Source organism: Streptomyces sp. URMC 127, assembly GCF_051386535.1.
In the GTDB taxonomy this organism is placed as follows: Bacteria; Actinomycetota; Actinomycetes; order Streptomycetales; family Streptomycetaceae; genus Streptomyces.
Genome location: NZ_JBPQTW010000040.1, coordinates 24,685 through 43,094, shown reverse-complemented (window position 1 = coordinate 43,094; position 18,410 = coordinate 24,685). Strand labels below are relative to the sequence as shown.

Annotated in this window: 4 protein-coding genes; 1 reads left to right on the top strand and 3 read right to left on the bottom strand. The window is 73.6% G+C overall.

Annotated features, from left to right (window positions below; genetic code table 11):
- The 3 genes from ACSNOH_RS12355 to ACSNOH_RS12345 all read right to left on the bottom strand — a co-directional run.
- Positions 1-402 (bottom strand): condensation domain-containing protein (locus ACSNOH_RS12355; RefSeq protein ID WP_436721309.1); only part of this gene is annotated, 402 nt, incomplete at its 3' end.
- Positions 399-15,995 (bottom strand): amino acid adenylation domain-containing protein, encoded by a 15,597-nt coding sequence (locus tag ACSNOH_RS12350; protein ID WP_436721308.1) that lies wholly within the window; start codon positions 15,993-15,995, stop codon positions 399-401. The genes ACSNOH_RS12355 and ACSNOH_RS12350, both read right to left, overlap by 4 nt.
- A gap of 380 nt (positions 15,996-16,375) precedes the next feature.
- The gene (locus ACSNOH_RS12345) at positions 16,376-17,308 is read right to left on the bottom strand and encodes an MBL fold metallo-hydrolase (protein ID WP_436721307.1); all 933 of its coding nucleotides are present in this window, start codon (positions 17,306-17,308) and stop codon (positions 16,376-16,378) included.
- A gap of 106 nt (positions 17,309-17,414) precedes the next feature.
- Here ACSNOH_RS12345 and ACSNOH_RS12340 point away from each other — a divergent pair, with 106 nt between their 5' ends.
- Positions 17,415-18,341: an AraC family transcriptional regulator gene (locus tag ACSNOH_RS12340; protein ID WP_436721306.1), complete on the top strand. Its 927-nt coding sequence runs from the start codon at positions 17,415-17,417 to the stop codon at positions 18,339-18,341.
- Positions 18,342-18,410 lie beyond the last annotated feature (69 nt).

Here is an 18,410-nt window from a genome sequence, read left to right as displayed (position 1 = left end):
CTCGTCCCCCTTGTGCGTGTAGAGGGTGAAGCGCAGGAGCGGGGGCCGGGCGGGGTCGAAACGGCGGGCGCGGTCCTCGGCCAGCAGCCGGGCCAGCTCCGGCCCGGGGTCACCGTGCCCGGTGAGGTCGGCTTCGCGCCAGGGCACCGCCACCTCCCGCGGAATCACCTGCACCGGCCGCCCCTGACCGCGCTGCCGGAACGCGGCCCGCAGGTTCGCGTGCCGGCGCAGCAGACCCTCGGCGGCCGCACGCAGCGCACCGGTGTCCAGCGGGCCTTCGAGGTCGAACGCCACCTGCACCGCGTAGGCGTCAGGAGTTGCGGCGTCGTAGACCGCGTGGAAGAGCAGCCCCTCCTGGAGCGGTGAGAGCGGAAGGACGTCCTGCAGTCCCGGCTTCCTCATTCCCCGGCCCCCCACTCAGCCTCCAGCGCGTCGATCTCGTCCTGGTCCAGCGCGACCAAGGGGAGGTCCGAGGGCGTCCGGCCGCCTGCTCCCGGCCGGGCGGCGTGCGCGGCGAACGCCTCCAGGGCCTGTGACCACAGGCCGCTGAGTTCGTGCACGTCCTTCTCGGACAGGGCCCGCTCGTTCCATGTCCAGGAGGCCACCAGCCCGGGCCCGTCGGCACGGTTTGCGGCGAGGACGTTGACGTCCAGGTGACGTCCCGAGGGCAGCGCGGCGTCAGCGGGGTCGAAGAGGGCGTCGGCTTCCTCGGCCACGGTCCATGCGCCGGTGTCCGCGGCGGAGAAGCGTCCGAGGTAGTTGAAGCCGACTTGCGGAGTGGCCGTCCTGGACAGGCGTGGCCGGGTGGTGGGGTTGAGGTAGCGGGCGAGTCCGTAGCCGATGCCGTGATCAGGGATCGCTCGGAGCTGTTCCTTGACGGTCTTGAGGGCTTGGCCGGCGGCTTGGCCGCCTGCCAGCGCCTGGGCGAGGTCGACGTCGCGGAGGCCGAGCCGTACGGGGAAGACGCTGGTGAACCAGCCCACGGTGCGTGACACGTCCAGCCCGGGAACGAACTCGTTCCGTCCGTGCCCTTCCACGTCGACCAGCAGCTCGGCCCCTGCCCCGCCACGCCGCTGGTCCCGGGCCAGGATCGCTACGGCCAGGGCTGTCAGCAGCACGTCGTTGACGTTGGCATGGAACGCGGCCGGTACGTCGGACAGCAAGGGCGCTGCACGATCCGCGGGGATCGTCACCACCAAGGAGCGCGACGTGCCACCACCCTCCCGTGGTGGCTGATCGGCAAGGAGTGCTCCCGGCCCGTCGAGTACCCGCTCCCACCAGGCCGCCTCGGCGATCCGCTTCGGTTCGCGGGCGTGCTCCACGAGCATGTGGGCCCAGCGGCGGAACGACGTCGGTACGGGAGCCAGGTCGACGGGGCGATCCGCGGCGATCGCTGCAGCGGCTGCGGCCAGGTCCGGCAGCAGAATGCGCCAGGACACCCCGTCGACCACCAAGTGGTGCAGCACGAGCAACAACCGGCCCGGACGGGCACGGCCGGCATCGCACCACACCGCCTGCACCATCACCCCGTCACCGGGCCGCAGCCGCCCGCGTGCCCGGCGTGCCTCGTCCGCGATCACCGGGCCCAGCGCGTGCTCGTCCTCGCCGCCGGTGTCGATCCGCCGGACCAGATCCGCGGCGGTGACAGAGCCGCGAGGGCTGCAGTAGAGCGACCATGCGCCGTCGGCCGGCCGTTCCAGGCGCGTCCGCAGGACGTCGTAGTGATCGATGACCGCCTGCAGGGCACCGGCCAGTTGCCGCTCGGTCAGGTCCGGGGGAGTGGTCAGCAGGACCGCCTGGCTGAACGCGTCGAGCGACTGCTCCTGCCCCTGTTCCCGCAGCCAGTGCATGACCGGGGTGGCCGGTATGCGGCCGGTGCCGGGATCCGAAGCCCGCTCCCGCGCCTCGTCCGCGACGACGACCTCGGCGAGTGCCGCAGGGGTCTGGTGCTGGAAGACGTCCTTGGCGCTCATGGCCAGTCCGGCGGCGCGGGCCTTGGACACGAGCTGGATGGACATGATGCTGTCGCCGCCCAGCTCGAAGAAGTTGTCCTCGGCGCCTACTTCGGCCACGTCCAGCACCTGGGCGAACAGCCCGCACAGCAGCTCTTCCCGCGGCGTGCGCGCAGCCCGCGTCCTCGCCACCGCGGCGAGGCCCGGCGCCGGCAGGGCCGCCCGGTCCAGCTTCCCGTTCGGCAACAGGGGCAGGTCGTCCACCACCATGAACACCGCCGGGACCATGTAGTCCGGCAGGGCGCGCCGGGCGAACTCCCGTACCTCCGCGACGTCCACGGCCGCCCCGGCCTCCCGGACCACGTACGCCACGAGCCGTTTCCCCGAAGGCCCGTGGTCCTGGGGCACCACGACAGCCCTGGCGAGGCCGGGATGGCGGGAGAGGGCGGCCTCGACCTCGCCGGGCTCGATCCGGTGACCCCGTACCTTCACCTGGTCGTCCGCCCGGCCCACGAACGCCAGCTCACCACCGGACGTCCAGCGGACGAGGTCCCCGGTGCGGTACATGCGCGCGCCGGACGGCCCGAACGGATCCGCTACGAACCGTTCGGCGGTCAGCCCGGGGCGGTTCACATACCCCCTCGCCACGCCCGCCCCGGCCAGATACAGCTCTCCCGTCACGCCCGGCGGCACGAGCCGCAAGCCGTCGTCCAGCACGTACGCCCGTACGTTGGCGATCGGTGCGCCGATCAGCGGTGCGGCGTCCGGATCGTCGCCCGCGTACCAGGCTGTTGCGTAGACGGTGGCCTCGGTGGGGCCGTAGATGTTGGCGATCCGGCAGCCCGGCAGTGCCGTACGGAGGTCGCGTACGGTGCGTGCCGGCAGGGCTTCGCCCGCAAGGACCACCGTGCCGGCCGTGACCTCGGTGTCGCCGGCGAGCAGCGGGGACAGGGCCGACGGCACGGTGCTGATCAGGCTGCCGGTCCAGCCGCGGCCCTCGGGCCGCTCGGTCAGGGCGAGGACGTCGCGGACGACCTCGATCGTCCCGCCGGACGCCAGCGGGGCGAACATCTCGAAGACCGACACGTCGAAGTTCAGCGACGTGGAGGCCAGCACGCGGGACAGCTGTCCGGAGCCGAACTCCGTCACGGCCCAGTGGACGAGGTTCGCGGCGCTGCGGTGGGTGACCACCGTGCCCTTCGGCCGGCCCGTCGAGCCCGAGGTGTAGATGACGTAGGCGGGATGGTCGGCACCGGCCTTGCGGGCTTCGGCCGCGCCGAGGTCTCCCGTGGCCCGGCGGCCGGCGTCCTCGCTCGTCCCGGGCTCGTCGAGGACGATCAGCGGTGTCCGCGTACGGGGCAGGCCGGCGGCGACGGCGCTGGTCGTCAGCCACATCACGGGGCGGGCGTCGGAGAGCATGAACGTGATCCGGCCGGCCGGGTATCCCGGGTCGACGGGCAGGTAGGCGGATCCGGCCTTGAGCACCGCGAGCAGGGCCACCATCATCTCGGCCGAGCGGGGCACGGCGAGACCGATCAGGCGCTCCGGTCCCGCACCGCGCCCGGCCAGGTACCGGGCCAGCCGGTTGGCCCGGGCGTTCAGTTCCGCATACGACAGCTCCGTGCCCTCGAAGATCACGGCCGTTGCGTCCGGTGTCCGTGCCGCCTGGGCCTCGAACAGCTCGGAGAGCGTGGCGCTTTCCGCGAGGGCCGCGGGAGCGGGCCTGCTGGTGGCGTTCCACTCCACCAGCAGGCGGTGCCGCTCCTCGGCGGTCAGGACGCCGACCCGGTCCAAGGGCTGCCCGGGGTCGGCGGTCACCGCTTCCAGCAGCAGGCGCAGCCGCGTCACCATCGTCTCGGCGGTGGACCGGTCGAAGAGGTCGGTGCGGTAGTCGAGGCTGCCTTCGAGGCCGCCCGGCGTGCCGTCCTGCGCCGGGGATTCCCGGATGCTGACGGTCAGGTCGAGCTTGGCGACGCCGGCCTCCACGGGCTCGATCGCGCAGTCGAGCCCGGGGAGCGCGGGCGCGGCCTCCGGGGTGTTCTGGAAGGCCAGCATCACCTGGAACAGCGGGTGGCGGGCGAGCGACCGGTCCGGGTTGAGCAGCTCCACCAGCCTCTCGAACGGCACGTCCTGGTGCGCGTAGGCGGCCAGATCGGTCTCGCGGACCCGGCCGAGCAGCTCACGGAAGGAGGGGTTGCCGGAGGTGTCCGTGCGCAGCACCAGCGTGTTGACGAAGAAGCCGACCAGGTCGTCCAGCGCTTCGTCGGTGCGCCCGGCCACCGGGCTGCCCAGGGGGATGTCCGTGCCCGCGCCCAGGCGCGTCAGCAGGGCGGCGACCGCGGCCTGCAGCACCATGAACAGGCTGACCTGGTGGTCCCGGGCGAGCCCCAGCAGGGCTCGGTGCAGCTCCGGAGCGATGCGGAACGCGACCGAGTCGCCGCGGTAGCTCGCCGTGGCGGGGCGGGGGCGGTCGGTGGGCAGAGCGAGCTGACCGGGCAGCCCGTCCAGGGCGCCGCGCCAGTAGGCCAGTTGCCGGGACAGGAGGCTGTCCGGATCGTCCTCGCTGCCGAGGACGTCGTGCTGCCAGAGCGTGTAGTCGGCGTACTGCACCGGCAGCGGCGGCAGGTCCGGTGCCCGGTCCCGGCACCGCGCGGCGTAGGCCTCGCCGAGGTCGCGCGCCAGCGGCGCCAGCGACCAGCCGTCGGCCGCGATGTGGTGCACCACGAGCGCCAGCACCTGTTCCCGGGTGCCCACCGTGAAGAGCCAGGCGCGTAGGGGGAGCCCGGTGGCGAGGTCGAAGGGGTGGCGGGCGGCTGCCTGCAGCACGGCGGGCAGGTCCGCCTCGCTGGTCCGCACGATGTCGAGCACGGGCCGCTGCCAGGTGTCGGCGATGTGCTGGCGCGGCACGCCCTGTGCCTCCGGGAACGTCGTCCGTAGGCTCTCGTGCCGGCCGAGGACGTCACCCAGTGCCGCCTCCAGGGCGTCCGTGTTCACGGTGCCGGACAGCCGTATGCACAGCGGGAGGTTGTACGTCGGGCTCGGCCCTTCCAGCTGGTTGAGGAACCACAGCCGGCGCTGCGCGAAGGACAGGGGGATCTCGTCCGGCCGTGCTGCCGCGCGCAACGGCACGCGTGCGGGGGCCTGCCCGTAGAGCCGCCCGGCCAGGCCCGCGGCGGTCGGCGCGTCGAAGAGCGTGCGGACGGAGATCTCGGCGCCCAGCGCGGAACGGATCCGGGCGGCCAGCCGGGTGGCGAGGAGCGAATGCCCGCCCAGCTCGAAGAAGTCGTCGTCGGCCCCCACCGCGGGGACGCCGAGCACCTCGGCGAAGAGGCCGCAGAGCAGCTCTTCCTGCGGTGTGCGCGGCGTGCGCGGTGCCGGGGGCGCCGCACCGGCTTCGAGCGCCTGCAGCGCTGTACGGTCCAGCTTCCCGTTCGGCAGCAGGGGCAGGTCGTCCAGCACCACGAAGGCCGCCGGGATCATGTAGTCCGGCAGCGTGCGCCGGGCGAAGCCCTGCAGGCCCGCGGCGTCCACCGTGGCCCCGGCCGCCGGCACCACGTACGCCACGAGGTGCTTGCCCGCGTGCTCCCGCTCCTGGGCGGCAACGGCCGCCCGGAGGAGATCCGGGTGACGGGACAGAACGGCCTCGATCTCGCCCGGCTCGATCCGGTGGCCCCTGACCTTCACCTGGTCATCGGCCCGGCCGGCGAACTCCAGCTCGCCGTCGGGGTTCCAGCGGGCCAGGTCTCCGGTGCGGTACATGCGCGAGCCGGCCGGGCCGAACGGATCCGCGACGAACCGCTCGGCCGTCGACCCGGGACGGTTCGCATAGCCTCGCGCCAGCCCGGCCCCGGCGACGTACAGCTCGCCCACCGCACCCGGCGGCAGCAGACGCAGCGCGCTGTCGAGCACGTACACCCGCGTATTGGCGACCGGTGCGCCGATCGGTGCTGCCGGCGGCCACTGCGGGACCCGCTCCGGCAGGTGGTACGCGGTCACGACATGCGTCTCGGTGGGCCCGTAGTGGTTGTGCAGCCGCCGCGCCCCCTCGCCGAAGAACCGCCGCACCGCCGCCGTCAGCGTCAGTGCCTCTCCGGCCTGTGCGACGTGCCGCAGCGCCGGAAGCCCGCGCCCCTGCTCGACCGCCGCGGTGCACACCGCGTCCACGACCAGGTCCGGGGCGAACAGCTCACTGATGCCGTGCCGCTCCAGCCAGTCCACGAGCCCGCCGGCGTCGCGGCGGACGTCTTCGGGGGTGATCACCAGCGAGCGACCGGACGTCAGTGCGGTGAGGATCTCCTGCGCCGACACGTCGAAGCTGATGGTGGTGAACTGTGCCGTGCGACCGGCTCCTTCGCCCTCGCCGCCCGGCATGGCCGTCCTGTGCCACTCCAGCAGGTTCACCGGCCCGCGGCACGGCATGGCGACGCCCTTGGGCCTTCCGGTCGAACCCGAGGTGTAGATCACGTAGGCCAGGTGCTCCGGTGAGAGGGGGCGGACCCGGTCGGCATCGGACAGGTCCGTGCCCGGCCTCCGGCCGACGAGAGCCTCGGTCTGCGGGTCGTCGAGCACCATGCGGGGCACGGCCCCCGCCGCGGGGACTCCGTCCGCAACCGCCGTCGTGGTCAGCAGCAGCGTTGCCTGTGCGTCCTCAAGGACGAAAGAGAGGCGCTCGGCCGGGTGCTGTGGATCGAGCGGCAGATACGCGGCCCCCGCCTTGAGCACCGCGAGCAGCGCCACCACCAGCTCGGCCGACCTGGGCAGGAACAGGGCGACGACCCGCTCGGGACCGATGCCGCGCCGGACCAGCTCCCGCGCCAGCCGGTTCGCGCGCACGTTGAGCTCCGCGTAGGACAGCACGCTGTCCCCGGAGATCACCGCGGGCCTGCCCGGCGTCCGGGCCGCCTGCGCCTGCAGCAGCTCCGGCAGGCTCAGCGGCGGGACCGGCCGCGCCGTGTCGTTCCACTCCTTAAGCAGCCGGCGCCGCTCCCCGCCGGTCAGCACGCCGGTCCGCCCGACGGGCCGTCCGGGACCGGCCGCCACCGCCTCGAACAGCCGGCGGAGCCGTGCCGCGATCGTCCGGGCCTCGTCCTGTGTGAACAGATCCGGCCGGTAGCCCAGCGAGAACCGCAGGTTCTCGCCCGGGAACGCGATGAGGGTCAGCGGGTAGTGCGTCGCGTCGTGGGCCGTCAGACCCGTCACCCGGACGTCCGTCAGGGCCGCCTGCACGGCATCCGTGTCGAGCGGATAGTTCTCGAACACCGTGGTGGTGTCGAACAGCTCCCGCATCCCCGTCATGCGCTGGATCGCGGCCAGCCCCAGGTGCTGGTGCTCCAGCAGCGCCGACTGCTCGTCCTGCAAGCGCGCCAGCAGCTCCGACCAGGATGCGTACGGGTTCCAGCGCACCCGTACGGGCAGGGTGTTGATGAACAGGCCCACCATGTCCCCGACGCCGGGAATCTCCGGTGTGCGGCCCGAGACGGTGGCACCGAAGACCACGTCGCGCCGGTTCAGCAGGTGCCCCAGCAGGGCTCCCCATACCCCCTGGACCACGGTGTTGAGCGTCAGCCCGTGCGCCCGTGCCACGCCCGCCAGCGCCGACGTCAGCTCCTGCGGAAGCTCCCACCCGATCTCCTCGGGCGGGCTCACCGTGCTGCCGCTGCCGGCCGGGGCCAGCAGCGTCGGCTCCGCAACCCCCGCCAGCGCCTGCCGCCAGGCCTCCTCGGCCGCGCCCCGGTCCTGCTCCGCCAGCCAGGCCAGGTGGGTGCGGTACGGCACGACGGGCGGCAGCCCGGCAGCGTCCCCGCGGCGGGAGTACAGGGCGAACAGCTCCCGGACGAGGTTCGGCAGCGACCAGCCGTCGATCAGGAGGTGGTGGCTCAGGAACACCAGGCAGTGCTGCTCGGGGGCGAGCCGCACCAGCGTGAAGCGCAGCAAGGGCGGGCGCGCCGGGTCGAAGCGCCGGGCCCGGTCGTCGTCCACCAGCCGGGACAGCTCCTGCCGCTGCTCCTGGGCGTCCCGGCCCTCCAGGTCCACCTCGCGCCAGGGCAGCGCCACTTCCCGCGGGATCACCTGCAGCGGCTCTTCCGCGCCTTCCTGCCAGAAGCCCGCCCGCAGGTTCGGGTGCCGGTCCAGCAGCGCCGCCACCGCGGCCCGTAAGCCCGCCGCGTCGACGCGTCCGCCGAGGTCGAAGACCAGCTGGACGGTGTAGACGTCCGGCGCCTGCTGATCGAAGGCGGCGTGGAAGAGCAGCCCTTCCTGGAGCGGCGAGAGCGGAAGCACTTCCTGCACGGCCGCGGGGCCGCCCCACACCTCCGCCAGCCGGTCGCGCCGCTCCTGCGTCAGCGCGACCAGCGGCCGGTCCGGCGCGCTGCCCGGCCGCCCGGCGCCCGCCCGGTCCTCCTCGACGGGGACGGCGACCGCGGCCAGAGCCGCCGCGGTCTGGTGCAGGAACACGTCGCGAGGGGTGATGACCAGGCCCGCTTCACGGGCCCGGGACACCAGTTGAATGGAGACGATGCTGTCCCCGCCCAGAGCGAAGAAGCCGTCCTCGGCGCCGGCCCCGTCCACGCCCAGCAGCTCGGCGAAGAGACCGGAGAAGACCTCCTCCTGCGGCGTGCGCGGCGGGCGGCCGCCGGGTGCGGGCGTGACCCCGGGTGCCGGGAGGCTCGCGCGGTCGAGCTTGCCGCTGGGCAGCAAGGGCAGCTCGTCCAGCACCACGAACGCGGCCGGGACCATGTACTCCGGCAGCAGGCCTTGGAGGTGTTCGCGCAGTCCGGCGACCTCCACGGGGGAACCGGTGGCGGCCGGCACCACGTACGCCACGAGCCACCGCCCGGACGGACCGTCCTCCCGCAGCGTTACGGCGGCCCGGGCGACGCCGGGGTGCCGCGCGAGCGCCGCCTCGATCTCGCCGGGCTCGATGCGGAAGCCCCTGACCTTCACCTGGTCGTCCGTGCGGCCCAGGAACTCCAGCGTCCCGTCCGGGCGGCGGCGCACCAGGTCTCCCGTGCGGTACAGGCGGGAGCCCGCCGGGCCGTAGGGGTCGGCGACGAACCGCAGCGCCGTCGTCCCGGGCCGGTTCACGTATCCCCGGGCCAGCCCCCGCCCGGCCAGGTACAGCTCGCCCGCCACCCCCGGCGGCACCAGCTGCAGGGCGGCGTCCAGCACATGGGCCCGCATGTTCCAGATCGGCGTGCCGATCGGCACCGTCCCGGTGAAGCCTTCAGTCCCGGTGAAGTCCGCAGGGCACGCCCAGGCCGTGACGTCGACGGCGGCCTCGGTCGGCCCGTAGAGGTTGTACAGCCGCGCCGCCAGCGTCTTCCGGAACCGTGTGACCAGACCGGCCGGCAGCGCCTCACCGCTGCTGAACACCCGGCGCAGCGTCGTGCAGTCCCGCGCGGCGGGCGTGTCCAGGAAGGCCTGCAGCATCGACGGCACGAAGTGGGCCGTCGTCACCCGCTCCGTACGGATCAGGACCGCGAGGCGCGCGGGGTCCTTGTGCGCCTCCGGCGGGGCCACCACCAGCGTCGCGCCCTCGATCAGGGGCCAGAAGAACTCCCAGACCGACACGTCGAAGGTGAACGGCGTCTTCTGCAGGACGCGGTCGTCCGCGCCCAGGCGGTACTCGGCCTGCATCCAGTGGAGGCGGTTCACGATCGCGGTGTGCGGCACCGCGACGCCCTTGGGCTTGCCCGTGGAGCCGGAGGTGTAGATGACGTAGGCGGGGTGGAGCGGGCCGAGCCTGCCCGTACGACCCGGATCGGTGTCCGGGCAGGCGTCCAGGGCGCCTGCCGCGCCGAGCTCGTCCAGCGCGACGCGGGGCGTGTGCGCGGGCAGGGCCGGCCCGCTGCCGCCGGTGGTCAGCACGGCGACCGGGCGTGTGTCGGCGAGCATGAAAGCGGTCCGCCCGGCGGGCTGGTCCGGGTCGACGGGCAGGTAGGCGGCGCCGGTCTTGAGGACGGCCAGCAGGGTGACGACCAGCTCCGCCGAGCGCGGCAGGGCAACAGCCACGACGCGTTCGGGCCCGGCGCCCCGCGTCATCAGGAAGTGCGCGAGCCGGTTCGCCCGCGCGTTGAGCTCGGCGTAGGTCAGCCCGGTCTTCCCGAAGACCACTGCCGTGGCCCCGGGGGTGCGCGCGGCGCGTGTCTCGAAGAGAGCCGGCAGATCGGTCTCCGGCACCGGCCGTGCCGTGTCGTTCCACGTCGCCAGCAGGTGCTCGCGCTCCTCCGGGCCGAGGATGCCGATCCGGCCGATCGGCTGCCCGGGGTCGGCCACCACGGCTTCCAGCAGCCGCTGGTACCTGCTCACCAGGGCCCGTACGGTAGCGGCGTCGAACAGGTCGGTGCTGTACTCCACGAGGCCGTCGATGCCGGCGGGAGCGCCGTCCTCGCCCCGGCGCTCGGTGAGTTCGACGGTGAGGTCGAACTTGGTCGTGCCCGTCCGCACCCCCTCCGCCCCGGCCCGCAGGCCCGGCAGCTCCAGCCGGGGCTCGGCGGTGTTGTGGAAGGCCAGGGCGACCTGGAACAGCGGGTGATGGGCGAGGGAGCGGGCGGGCCGCAGGTCCTCCACCAGCCGCTCGAACGGCAGGTCCTGGTGCGCGAAGGCCGCCAGGCCGGTCTCCCGGACGCGCTCCAGCAGCGTCCTGAACGACGGGTCGCCGGAGGTGTCGGTGCGCAGGACCAGGGTGTTGACGAAGAACCCGACGAGATCGTCCAGGCTCTCGTCCGTGCGCCCGGCGACGGGGGAGCCGATGGGCACGTCCGTGCCCGCGCCGAGCCGGGTCAGCAGGGCCGCCAGCGCCGCCTGGGCGACCATGAAGACGCTCGCCCGGCCCTCCTTCGCCAGCCCGGCGAGCCCCCGGTGCAGCCCGGCGCTCAGCGTGAAGCGCAGATCGGCGCCCCGGTGGCCGGCCACGGCCGGGCGCGGTCGGTCGGTGGGCAGCTCCAGGCGGCCGGGGAGACCGGCAAGCGCGCTGCGCCAGTACGCGAGCTGCTGCGCCGCAAGGCTCTCCGGGTCCTCCTCGTCGCCGAGCAGCTCCCGCTGCCAGAGCGTGTAGTCCGCGTACTGGACGGGCAGCGGCGGCCAGGCGGGGGCCGTGCCGGTGACCCGCGCCCGGTAGGCGGTGCCCAGGTCCCGGGCCAGGGGTCTCAGCGACCAGCCGTCACCCGCGATGTGGTGCAGGACGAGGACCAGGACGTGGTCGCGGGGGCCGAGCGTGAACAGCGTGGCGCGCAGCGGCCGCTCGACGGCCAGGTCGAAGGCGTACCGGACCGCTTCGCCGACCCTCTCCGCCAGCTTCGTCTCGTCGGTCTCGCAGAACTCCAGGGGCGCGTCCGCCGCGTCGAGGACGTGCTGCCGCGGCAGGCCGGAGCGCTCGGGGAACGTGGTGCGCAGGGTCTCGTGCCGGCCGGTCACATCCGCCAGCGCCGCGGCGAGGGCGTCGTGGTCCACCTCCCCCGACAGCCGTACGGCCAGCGGGACGTTGTACGTGGCGCTCGGGCCCTCCAGACGGTGCAGGAACCACAGCCGGCGCTGCGCGAAGGACAGCGGGACCTCTTCCGGGCGGGGCACGGGGCGCAGCGCCGGCCGGGCGGGCCGCGCTTCGGTGAGCCGTCGGGCCAGGCCGGCGACGGTCGGTGCCTCGAAGAGCAGCCGCACCGGCAGCTCGATGCCCAGCTCCGCCCTGACCCTGCCGGCCAGCCGGGTGGCCAGCAGGGAATGCCCGCCGAGGTCGAAGAAGCTGTCGTCGACGCCGACGGCGGGCAGGCCGAGGACGTCCGCGAACAGCCCGCACAGGAGCTCCTCCTGCGCGGTGCGCGGTGCCCGGCCGGTCGATGCCGCGCCGAAGTCCGGTGCGGGCAGGGCCGCGCGGTCGAGCTTGCCGTTGGGGGTCAGCGGCAGGCGGTCGAGCACGACGACGGCGGCCGGCTGCATGTAGTCCGGCAGCCTGTCCCGCAGGTACGAGCGCAGGGCGGTGACCAGCGTGCCGGCCCGCTGACCGGCGTCGGGGTCGTTGGTGAAGGCCGGGAGCTCCTGGTGACCGGCGGCCGCGGCGGGTGCGTAGACGTCCACCGGCGTGGCCGACGCGGCCTGCGCCGCTTCGGCGAAGACGACGTCGAGGCTCCCGTCACCGGCCGTGCCGCACCATGTCACGGCGACCCAGTAGCCGAGCTCCGCGCCGAGTGCGTGGAACGCCTCCGGGTCGGGATCCGTGCCCTCCTCACGGCCGGGCTCCCGCAGGGGTTCGCCGCCGTCGTCCAGCATCCGCATCGCGGCGAGCTCCCCGGACAGCCGGGCGTTGGGGACCCCCACGAGCCGCAGCTGCCCGGGGCGCCGCGCGGACAGCTCCTCGCGCAGTTCCCGCAGCCCGCCGACGTCCTGCCCCCACCGCAGGCTCCGCACCTCGCTCAGCGCGAGGGGTTTGGCGGGCTGCTTGTGGAGCACCGCGTCGTAGCGGTGCCGGGTCAGCTCGTTGTGGTGCCGGCCGCGCTTGATCCGCAGATCGATGCCGTCGACACCCGCGACGGTGTGCCGCAGGGCGGCGAAGAACTCCGGGTCGACCAGCAGTTCCTTGTCGCGCGCCACGTTCTGCTCGACGGTGCGCCGGATGCGGGCCGCGTCCTTCGAAGGATCGGGCGTGTGCATCTGCACGGCGGTGTGGAAGCACCGCTGGAGGCGGAGGTTGCGGACGTCGCCGACGAACACGGCCCCGCCCGGGACCACCAGATCCGCCGCCTTCGCCAGCACCTCCGTCAGATAGCGGGCGCCGGGGAAGTACTGCACCACCGAATTGATGATCACGGTGTCGAAGAACCCGGCGGGCAGCCCGTCTAAGACGTGGGCCGGCTGGTGCCGCAGCGTCACCCGGCCGGTCAGCGCGGGGTCACGCCCGGCCCGGGCCCGGAGCGCCTCGATCGCCGGGGCGGAGAAGTCGGTCGCCCAGTACGCCTCGCACCGCGGGGCCAGCGGCTCCATCAGCAGCCCGGTGCCGGCGCCGATCTCCAGGACCCTGCGGGGGCGCAGGGACAGGATGCGCTCGACCGTGGCCGCACGCCACTCGCGCATCTCGGCCAGGGGGATGGGCCGGCCGTCGTAGCTGCTGTTCCAGCCCGTGAAGTCCGGGCCGGCCGGGTGCGCGGCGGCGTCCTCGTAGAGCGCGTCGTAGACCGACAGCCACTCGCCGACCTGCTGCGCCTCCGCGTCCGCCTCCGCCGGGCCGTTGCCCGCCGGCCCGTTGTCCATCGGCCCGTTGTCCATCGGCCCGTTGTCCATCGGGTCGTTGTCCATCGCGTTGTCGCCCATCGGGCCGGCTGTTCCCGCCGGCACCGCGTAGGCGACGAGGCGGTTGTCGCCCGGCCGGTGCTCGTGGGCGACGACGGCGGCCTGGGCGAGGCCGGGGTGCCGGGACAGCACGGTCTCGATCTCGCCCGGCTCGATGCGGAAGCCACGGATCTTCACTTGGTCATCGGCCCGGCCCACGAAGTCGAGGACCCCGTCGGCACGTCTGCGGACCAGGTCGCCCGTGCGGTACATGCGGGAGGCGGCCGGGCCGGAGGGATCGGCGACGAACCGCTCGGCGGTCAGGCCCGGCCGGCCGAAGTAACCCCGCGCCACCCCGGCTCCCGCGATGTAGAGCTCGCCGGTCACGCCGGCCGGCAGCGGGCGCAGAGCGCCGTCGAGCACGTACAGCCGCATGCCGTCCAGGGCCCGGCCGATGGGCACGCTGCGGCCGACGCGGTCCCGCGCCCGTACCGCGTGGCGGGCGGCGAAGGTGGTGGTCTCGGTGGGGCCGTAGCCGTTGACCACCACGGTCCGCGGGCAGTGGTCGAGCACTCTGCGGACGGCCGTGGCCGGCACGACGTCGCCTCCGGTCCACACCTGCCGGACACCCGCGAAGCTGCCGGGGAACTCCTCCGCCATCACCTGGAAGAGACCTGCGGTCAGCCACAGCGCCGTGATGCCGCCGCCGGAGACGAGGCGCGCGAGCGCCCCGGTGTCCAGCTCGCCGGGCGGCGCCACGACGACCTGGCCGCCGCTCAGCAGGGGAACCCACAGCTCGTAGGTCGAGGCGTCGAAGGCGTGCGGAGAGTGCAGCAGCACCCGCTCGTGGTCACCGCCGTGCCAGCACCGGTCCGATGCCAGGCTCAGCACGTCCCGGTGGGTGACGGCCACGCCCTTCGCCGCGCCGAGCGAACCTGAGGTGTACATGATGTACGCCAGCTGTTCCGGGTGGCCGTCCACGGCAGGATCGGTGTCGTCCTCGTGGGCGGGGTGTTCGTCCGCGCCGACGACGAGGAGATCCGCGCCGTCGTGCGGGAGGGCTTGATCCTGGGAGGCCTGGTCGGTGAGCAGCACCCGGGCCTCGGTCTCGGCCATGATGGCCTGCTTCCGCGCGGCCGGGTAGCTGTGGTGCAGCGGTACGTAGACGCCGCCCGCCTTGAGCACCGCCAGGACGGACACGACGAGGCCGGCCGATCGCCGGAGCAGGAGGGCCACCCGCGTTTCGGGGCCGACCCCTGCCGCGATCAGCCGGTGGGCCAGCCGGTTGGCCCGTGCGTTCAGTTCCCGGTAGGTCAGCTCCTCCTCGTCCGACCGGACGGCGAGCGCGTCCGGGGTGCGGGCCGCCTGCTCGGCGAACCTGCGCTGGACGGTGCCGGCACTGCAGTCCGCGGGCACGGAGCCCGCGGTGGCGTTCCACGCCGCGAGCCGGCGGTGCTCCTGCGGCGACAACAGCTCCAGCGCGCCGACCGGCCGGCCGGCGTCGGCGTCGGTGTCGTTGCCGGTGCCGAGGATCCGCAGGAAGCGCTGGTGGTGGTCGGCGAGTTCGTCCTCCTCGTACAGCGCGGGGTTGGCGTCGAAGTCGATCCGCGGTCCCTGGTCCTTCGCCCGCTGGTAGACGGTGATCGACAGGTCTTCGACCTGCCCGGCCGACAGGGTGTGGGACGTCGCGGGGGACTCGCCGAACCGCAGGTCGTAGTCGAACGGCATGATGTTGACGACCGGGCCGAACAGTCTCCGGTCGTCGCGGAACAGGTCCAGGTCCCGGCGCAGGTCCTCGTACCGGTAGCGCTGGTGGCGCAGTACGGAGAAGACCTCCTGCGACGCCTGCCGGACGAGGTCGGAGAGGACGGTGTCCGGGCGCACCGCCAGCCGCAGCGGCAGCACGTTCGACACCATTCCCGGTATCTCCTGGGAGCGCGTGGTGTCCCGGCCGGTCACGCCCAGGCCGACCGTGACGTCCCGGGCGCCCGTCATGCGGTGCAGGTAGGCGGCGGTCGCGGCGACGACGACCGCGGGCCAGGTCGTCCGGGCACCGCGGGCCACCGCGCGCAACCGGTCCATGCCCGTACGGGGGAGCTGCGCCGTCACCCGCCGCACGCTCGGTGAGGCCGTTGCGAACCTGTCGGCGAGGCTCGCCGGGTCCGGTACATCTGCGAAACGCTTCGTCCAGTACTGGCGGTCCTGGGCGAACTGTTCGGATGCGCGGTAAGCGCGTTCTTCTTCCAGGAGGAGACGCAAGGGGCCGAACGGCGCGTCGCCGGCCGGCAGGCCGCGCGACAACGCCGTGTAGATGTCGCAGATCCGCCGTATGACGAGCGCCGCGCCGAAGCCGTCCATGACGATGTGGTGGACGCGCTGGTACCAGAAGAACCTGTCCGGCGCCGCCCTGAACAGGGCGCAGGTGAAGAGCGGGACGGACGCCAGGTCGAGCGGTCGCGCCAGGTCGGCTTCCATCCAGGAGAGGGCGGCCCGTCGCGGATCCGGCTCTCCGCTGACATCGATGAGCGGTACGGCCGGGCCGTCCAGCGGGGTGACGATCTGCCAGGGGCCGGCAGTGTCGGTGACGAACCGGACCCGGAGCGCTTCCGCCTCCGCGAAGGCCCGCCGCGCCGCTTCCCCGAGCAGGGCGGCGTCCACGGGGCCGTGGATCTCCAGGTATTCCCCGAGGATGTAGGTGGGGTTGTCCGGGGCCAGCTGCTGGGCGTACCAGATGCCGGACTGGGCGGCCGACAACGGAAGACGGGTGTCCCGCGAATCGAACATACTCTCCCCGCAGAGTCCAGCGACCGATGCAGCCGGCGGTTCGAAGCGTGCTGAGCACACTCGCATCACCGAAGGTGAGGAGTGCTGAGGAGGGGGGACGACGCGTCTGTGAGCCGCCGGCTGCGATGGCATGATCAGTTCAGGTCAGAGCGATCTGCCGATTGTTGAGGGTGCTACCGGATCGTGTCAATGGAACATCACCGGCCAACTCCCGCCTCACAGAACAGGCTTGAGGGCGCTGGGGGAGCGGCCGCATCCGGCCCTCCCGTGCCCGGTCCACCGGCCCGGGGCGCCTTTCCGGCAGCGGGTTGCCGGCGGCTTTCGGCGTCGCCCGGCGATGACCGGAACGGGTACTGTCCGGGCGGGAGTTCACCCGCTGTTCACAGGCGGTGGCCCGAAGCGGAGGAGCCCCAGGCCGCCCACGCCGCCACGGCGAATCCGCCGCCCTCCTTGCGGACCTCCAGGGCGCCCGCCCCGGCGAAGTGCGCGGGAACGACCAGCTCGCGTTCGGCCGCGGCGCGTTCGAGAATACGGCGGCGGCTGGCCGCGGCCCGCTCCGGATCGAGGCAGAAGCAGCTGTTGCAGGCGGGGTGGAGGACCTGCACCGGGCTGTGGAGCAGGTCGCCGGCGAAGACGGCCCGGTCGCTCCCGGACGCGAGCCGCAGCACGGACGAGCCGGGCGTGTGACCGGGCGCGGCCTCCAGCGTGAGGTGTTCGTCGATGCGGTGGGTGCCCTCCCACACCACGGCCTGACCGGCCCGGTGAACGGGCGCGATGCTGTCCTCGTAGAGCAGCCGGTCGTCCTCCTGCAGGCCCTTCCCGTATCCGTTGCGCGGGCCGTAGTAGAAGTCGTCGGCGGCAGGCATGAGGTATTCGGCGTTGGGGAAGGCCGGTACCCACTCCGCCCCGGCCGCGGTGGTGTTCCAGCCGACGTGATCGATGTGCAGATGGGTGTTCACGACGACGTCCACGTCCTCCGGCCGGACACCGGCCTCCGCCAGCCGGCCGAGGAAGTCGCCCTGCCAGTGGTGGAAGTGCGGGGAGCCGGGCCGCTCGCGCCCGTTGCCCACCCCGGTGTCGACCAGGACGGTGCGTCCGCCGCTGCGCAGCACCCAGCTCTGCAGGGCCACGACCGCGGTGTCGCTGTCCGGATCCCAGTGGTCCGGCGCCAGCCGGGCCTCGTTGTCCTTCCACATCTCCCGGGTGGTATCGGGGACGAGGCTCCGGGCGGGGAGGAGGGGGCCCTGCCACTCGACGACGCGGATGACCTCGACGTCTCCCAGGGTGATGCTCTGTACATGCGCGTTGTTCATGTCGTCGACCGTAATCGGGCACGGATGAGCGCCTCAATGCTTGCTCTGCTCGTAGGAATACGTGAGCGTCTCATCTCTGCCGGAGGCCGGCGATAACCTGGCCCGCATGGACGTGGTCAGCGACGCGATCTCCGCCGTGCGCCTCGGGCGCCCCTCCTTCAACCGGGTGCGAGTGGACGGGAGCTGGTGCGTACGCCTGCCCCCGTACGAGGGGGCGGGATTCCACGTCGTCCTGGAGGGGAGTTGCCTGCTGGTTCCCGACGGCGGCGCTCCGGTTCCGCTCGGCACGGGCGACGCGGTGCTGCTGCCGCACGGCAACGCCCACGTGCTCGCCGACGGCCCCGTCGACGCGGCGGCGGTGGAATCGGCGATGCCGTTCGGGCAGTGGATGGCCGAGGCCGAGGCCGCGGCGCCGCGGGCAGGCACCGGACCCGGCGCGGTGGAGCTGCTGTGCGGCAAGTACCGGCTGGACCGCAGTCGCGTGCACCCGCTCATGGCGGAGCTGCCGAAGGTCGTCCACCTGCCCGGCCGCGAAGGAAGCCACCCCGAGCTCCGCGCCGCCATCGGCCTGCTGGGCGGCGAGCTGGACGCCCGGCGGCCCGGTTCGCACACGGCCCTGCCGAGCCTGCTCGACCTGCTCCTCGTCTACATGATCCGGTCCTGGATGGCCGAGAGCACGGCCGGAGCGTGGCCCGGCGCGCTCGGCGACGAGGTGACGGCCGCGGCCCTGCGCGCGCTGCACGCGGACCCGTCCGCGCCGTGGACCAACGACCGCCTGGCCGCGGAGGCGGGCGTCTCCCGTCCCACCCTGGCGCGCCGGTTCACCGCCAGGGTCGGCCGGTCTCCGATGGCGTACCTGACCTGGTGGCGCCTCACCTTCGCCGCGACCCTCCTCCGCGACACCCCGGACACGCTCGCCTCCATCGCCCGCCGCGTCGGCTACGCCACCCCGTACGCCCTCTCGCACGCCTTCAGCAGGGAGTTCGGGACGACACCGGGGCGGTACCGGGCGCGGCTGCAGGGCGGCGGCTGAGCGCGGGGCCCGGCGCTGCGGCTTGCAGGCTCGTAGCTTTCGGCCTCGGGGCCTTCTGCCTCGGGGCCT

What these genes read in the sequence shown, in the direction of transcription:
- ACSNOH_RS12350 (WP_436721308.1), bottom strand. Translation starts at nt 15,995, where the DNA reads ATGTTCGATTCGCGGGACACCCGTCTTCCGTTGTCGGCCGCCCAGTCC.
- ACSNOH_RS12345 (WP_436721307.1), bottom strand. Translation starts at nt 17,308, where the DNA reads ATGAACAACGCGCATGTACAGAGCATCACCCTGGGAGACGTCGAGGTC.
- ACSNOH_RS12340 (WP_436721306.1), top strand. Translation starts at nt 17,415, where the DNA reads ATGGACGTGGTCAGCGACGCGATCTCCGCCGTGCGCCTCGGGCGCCCC.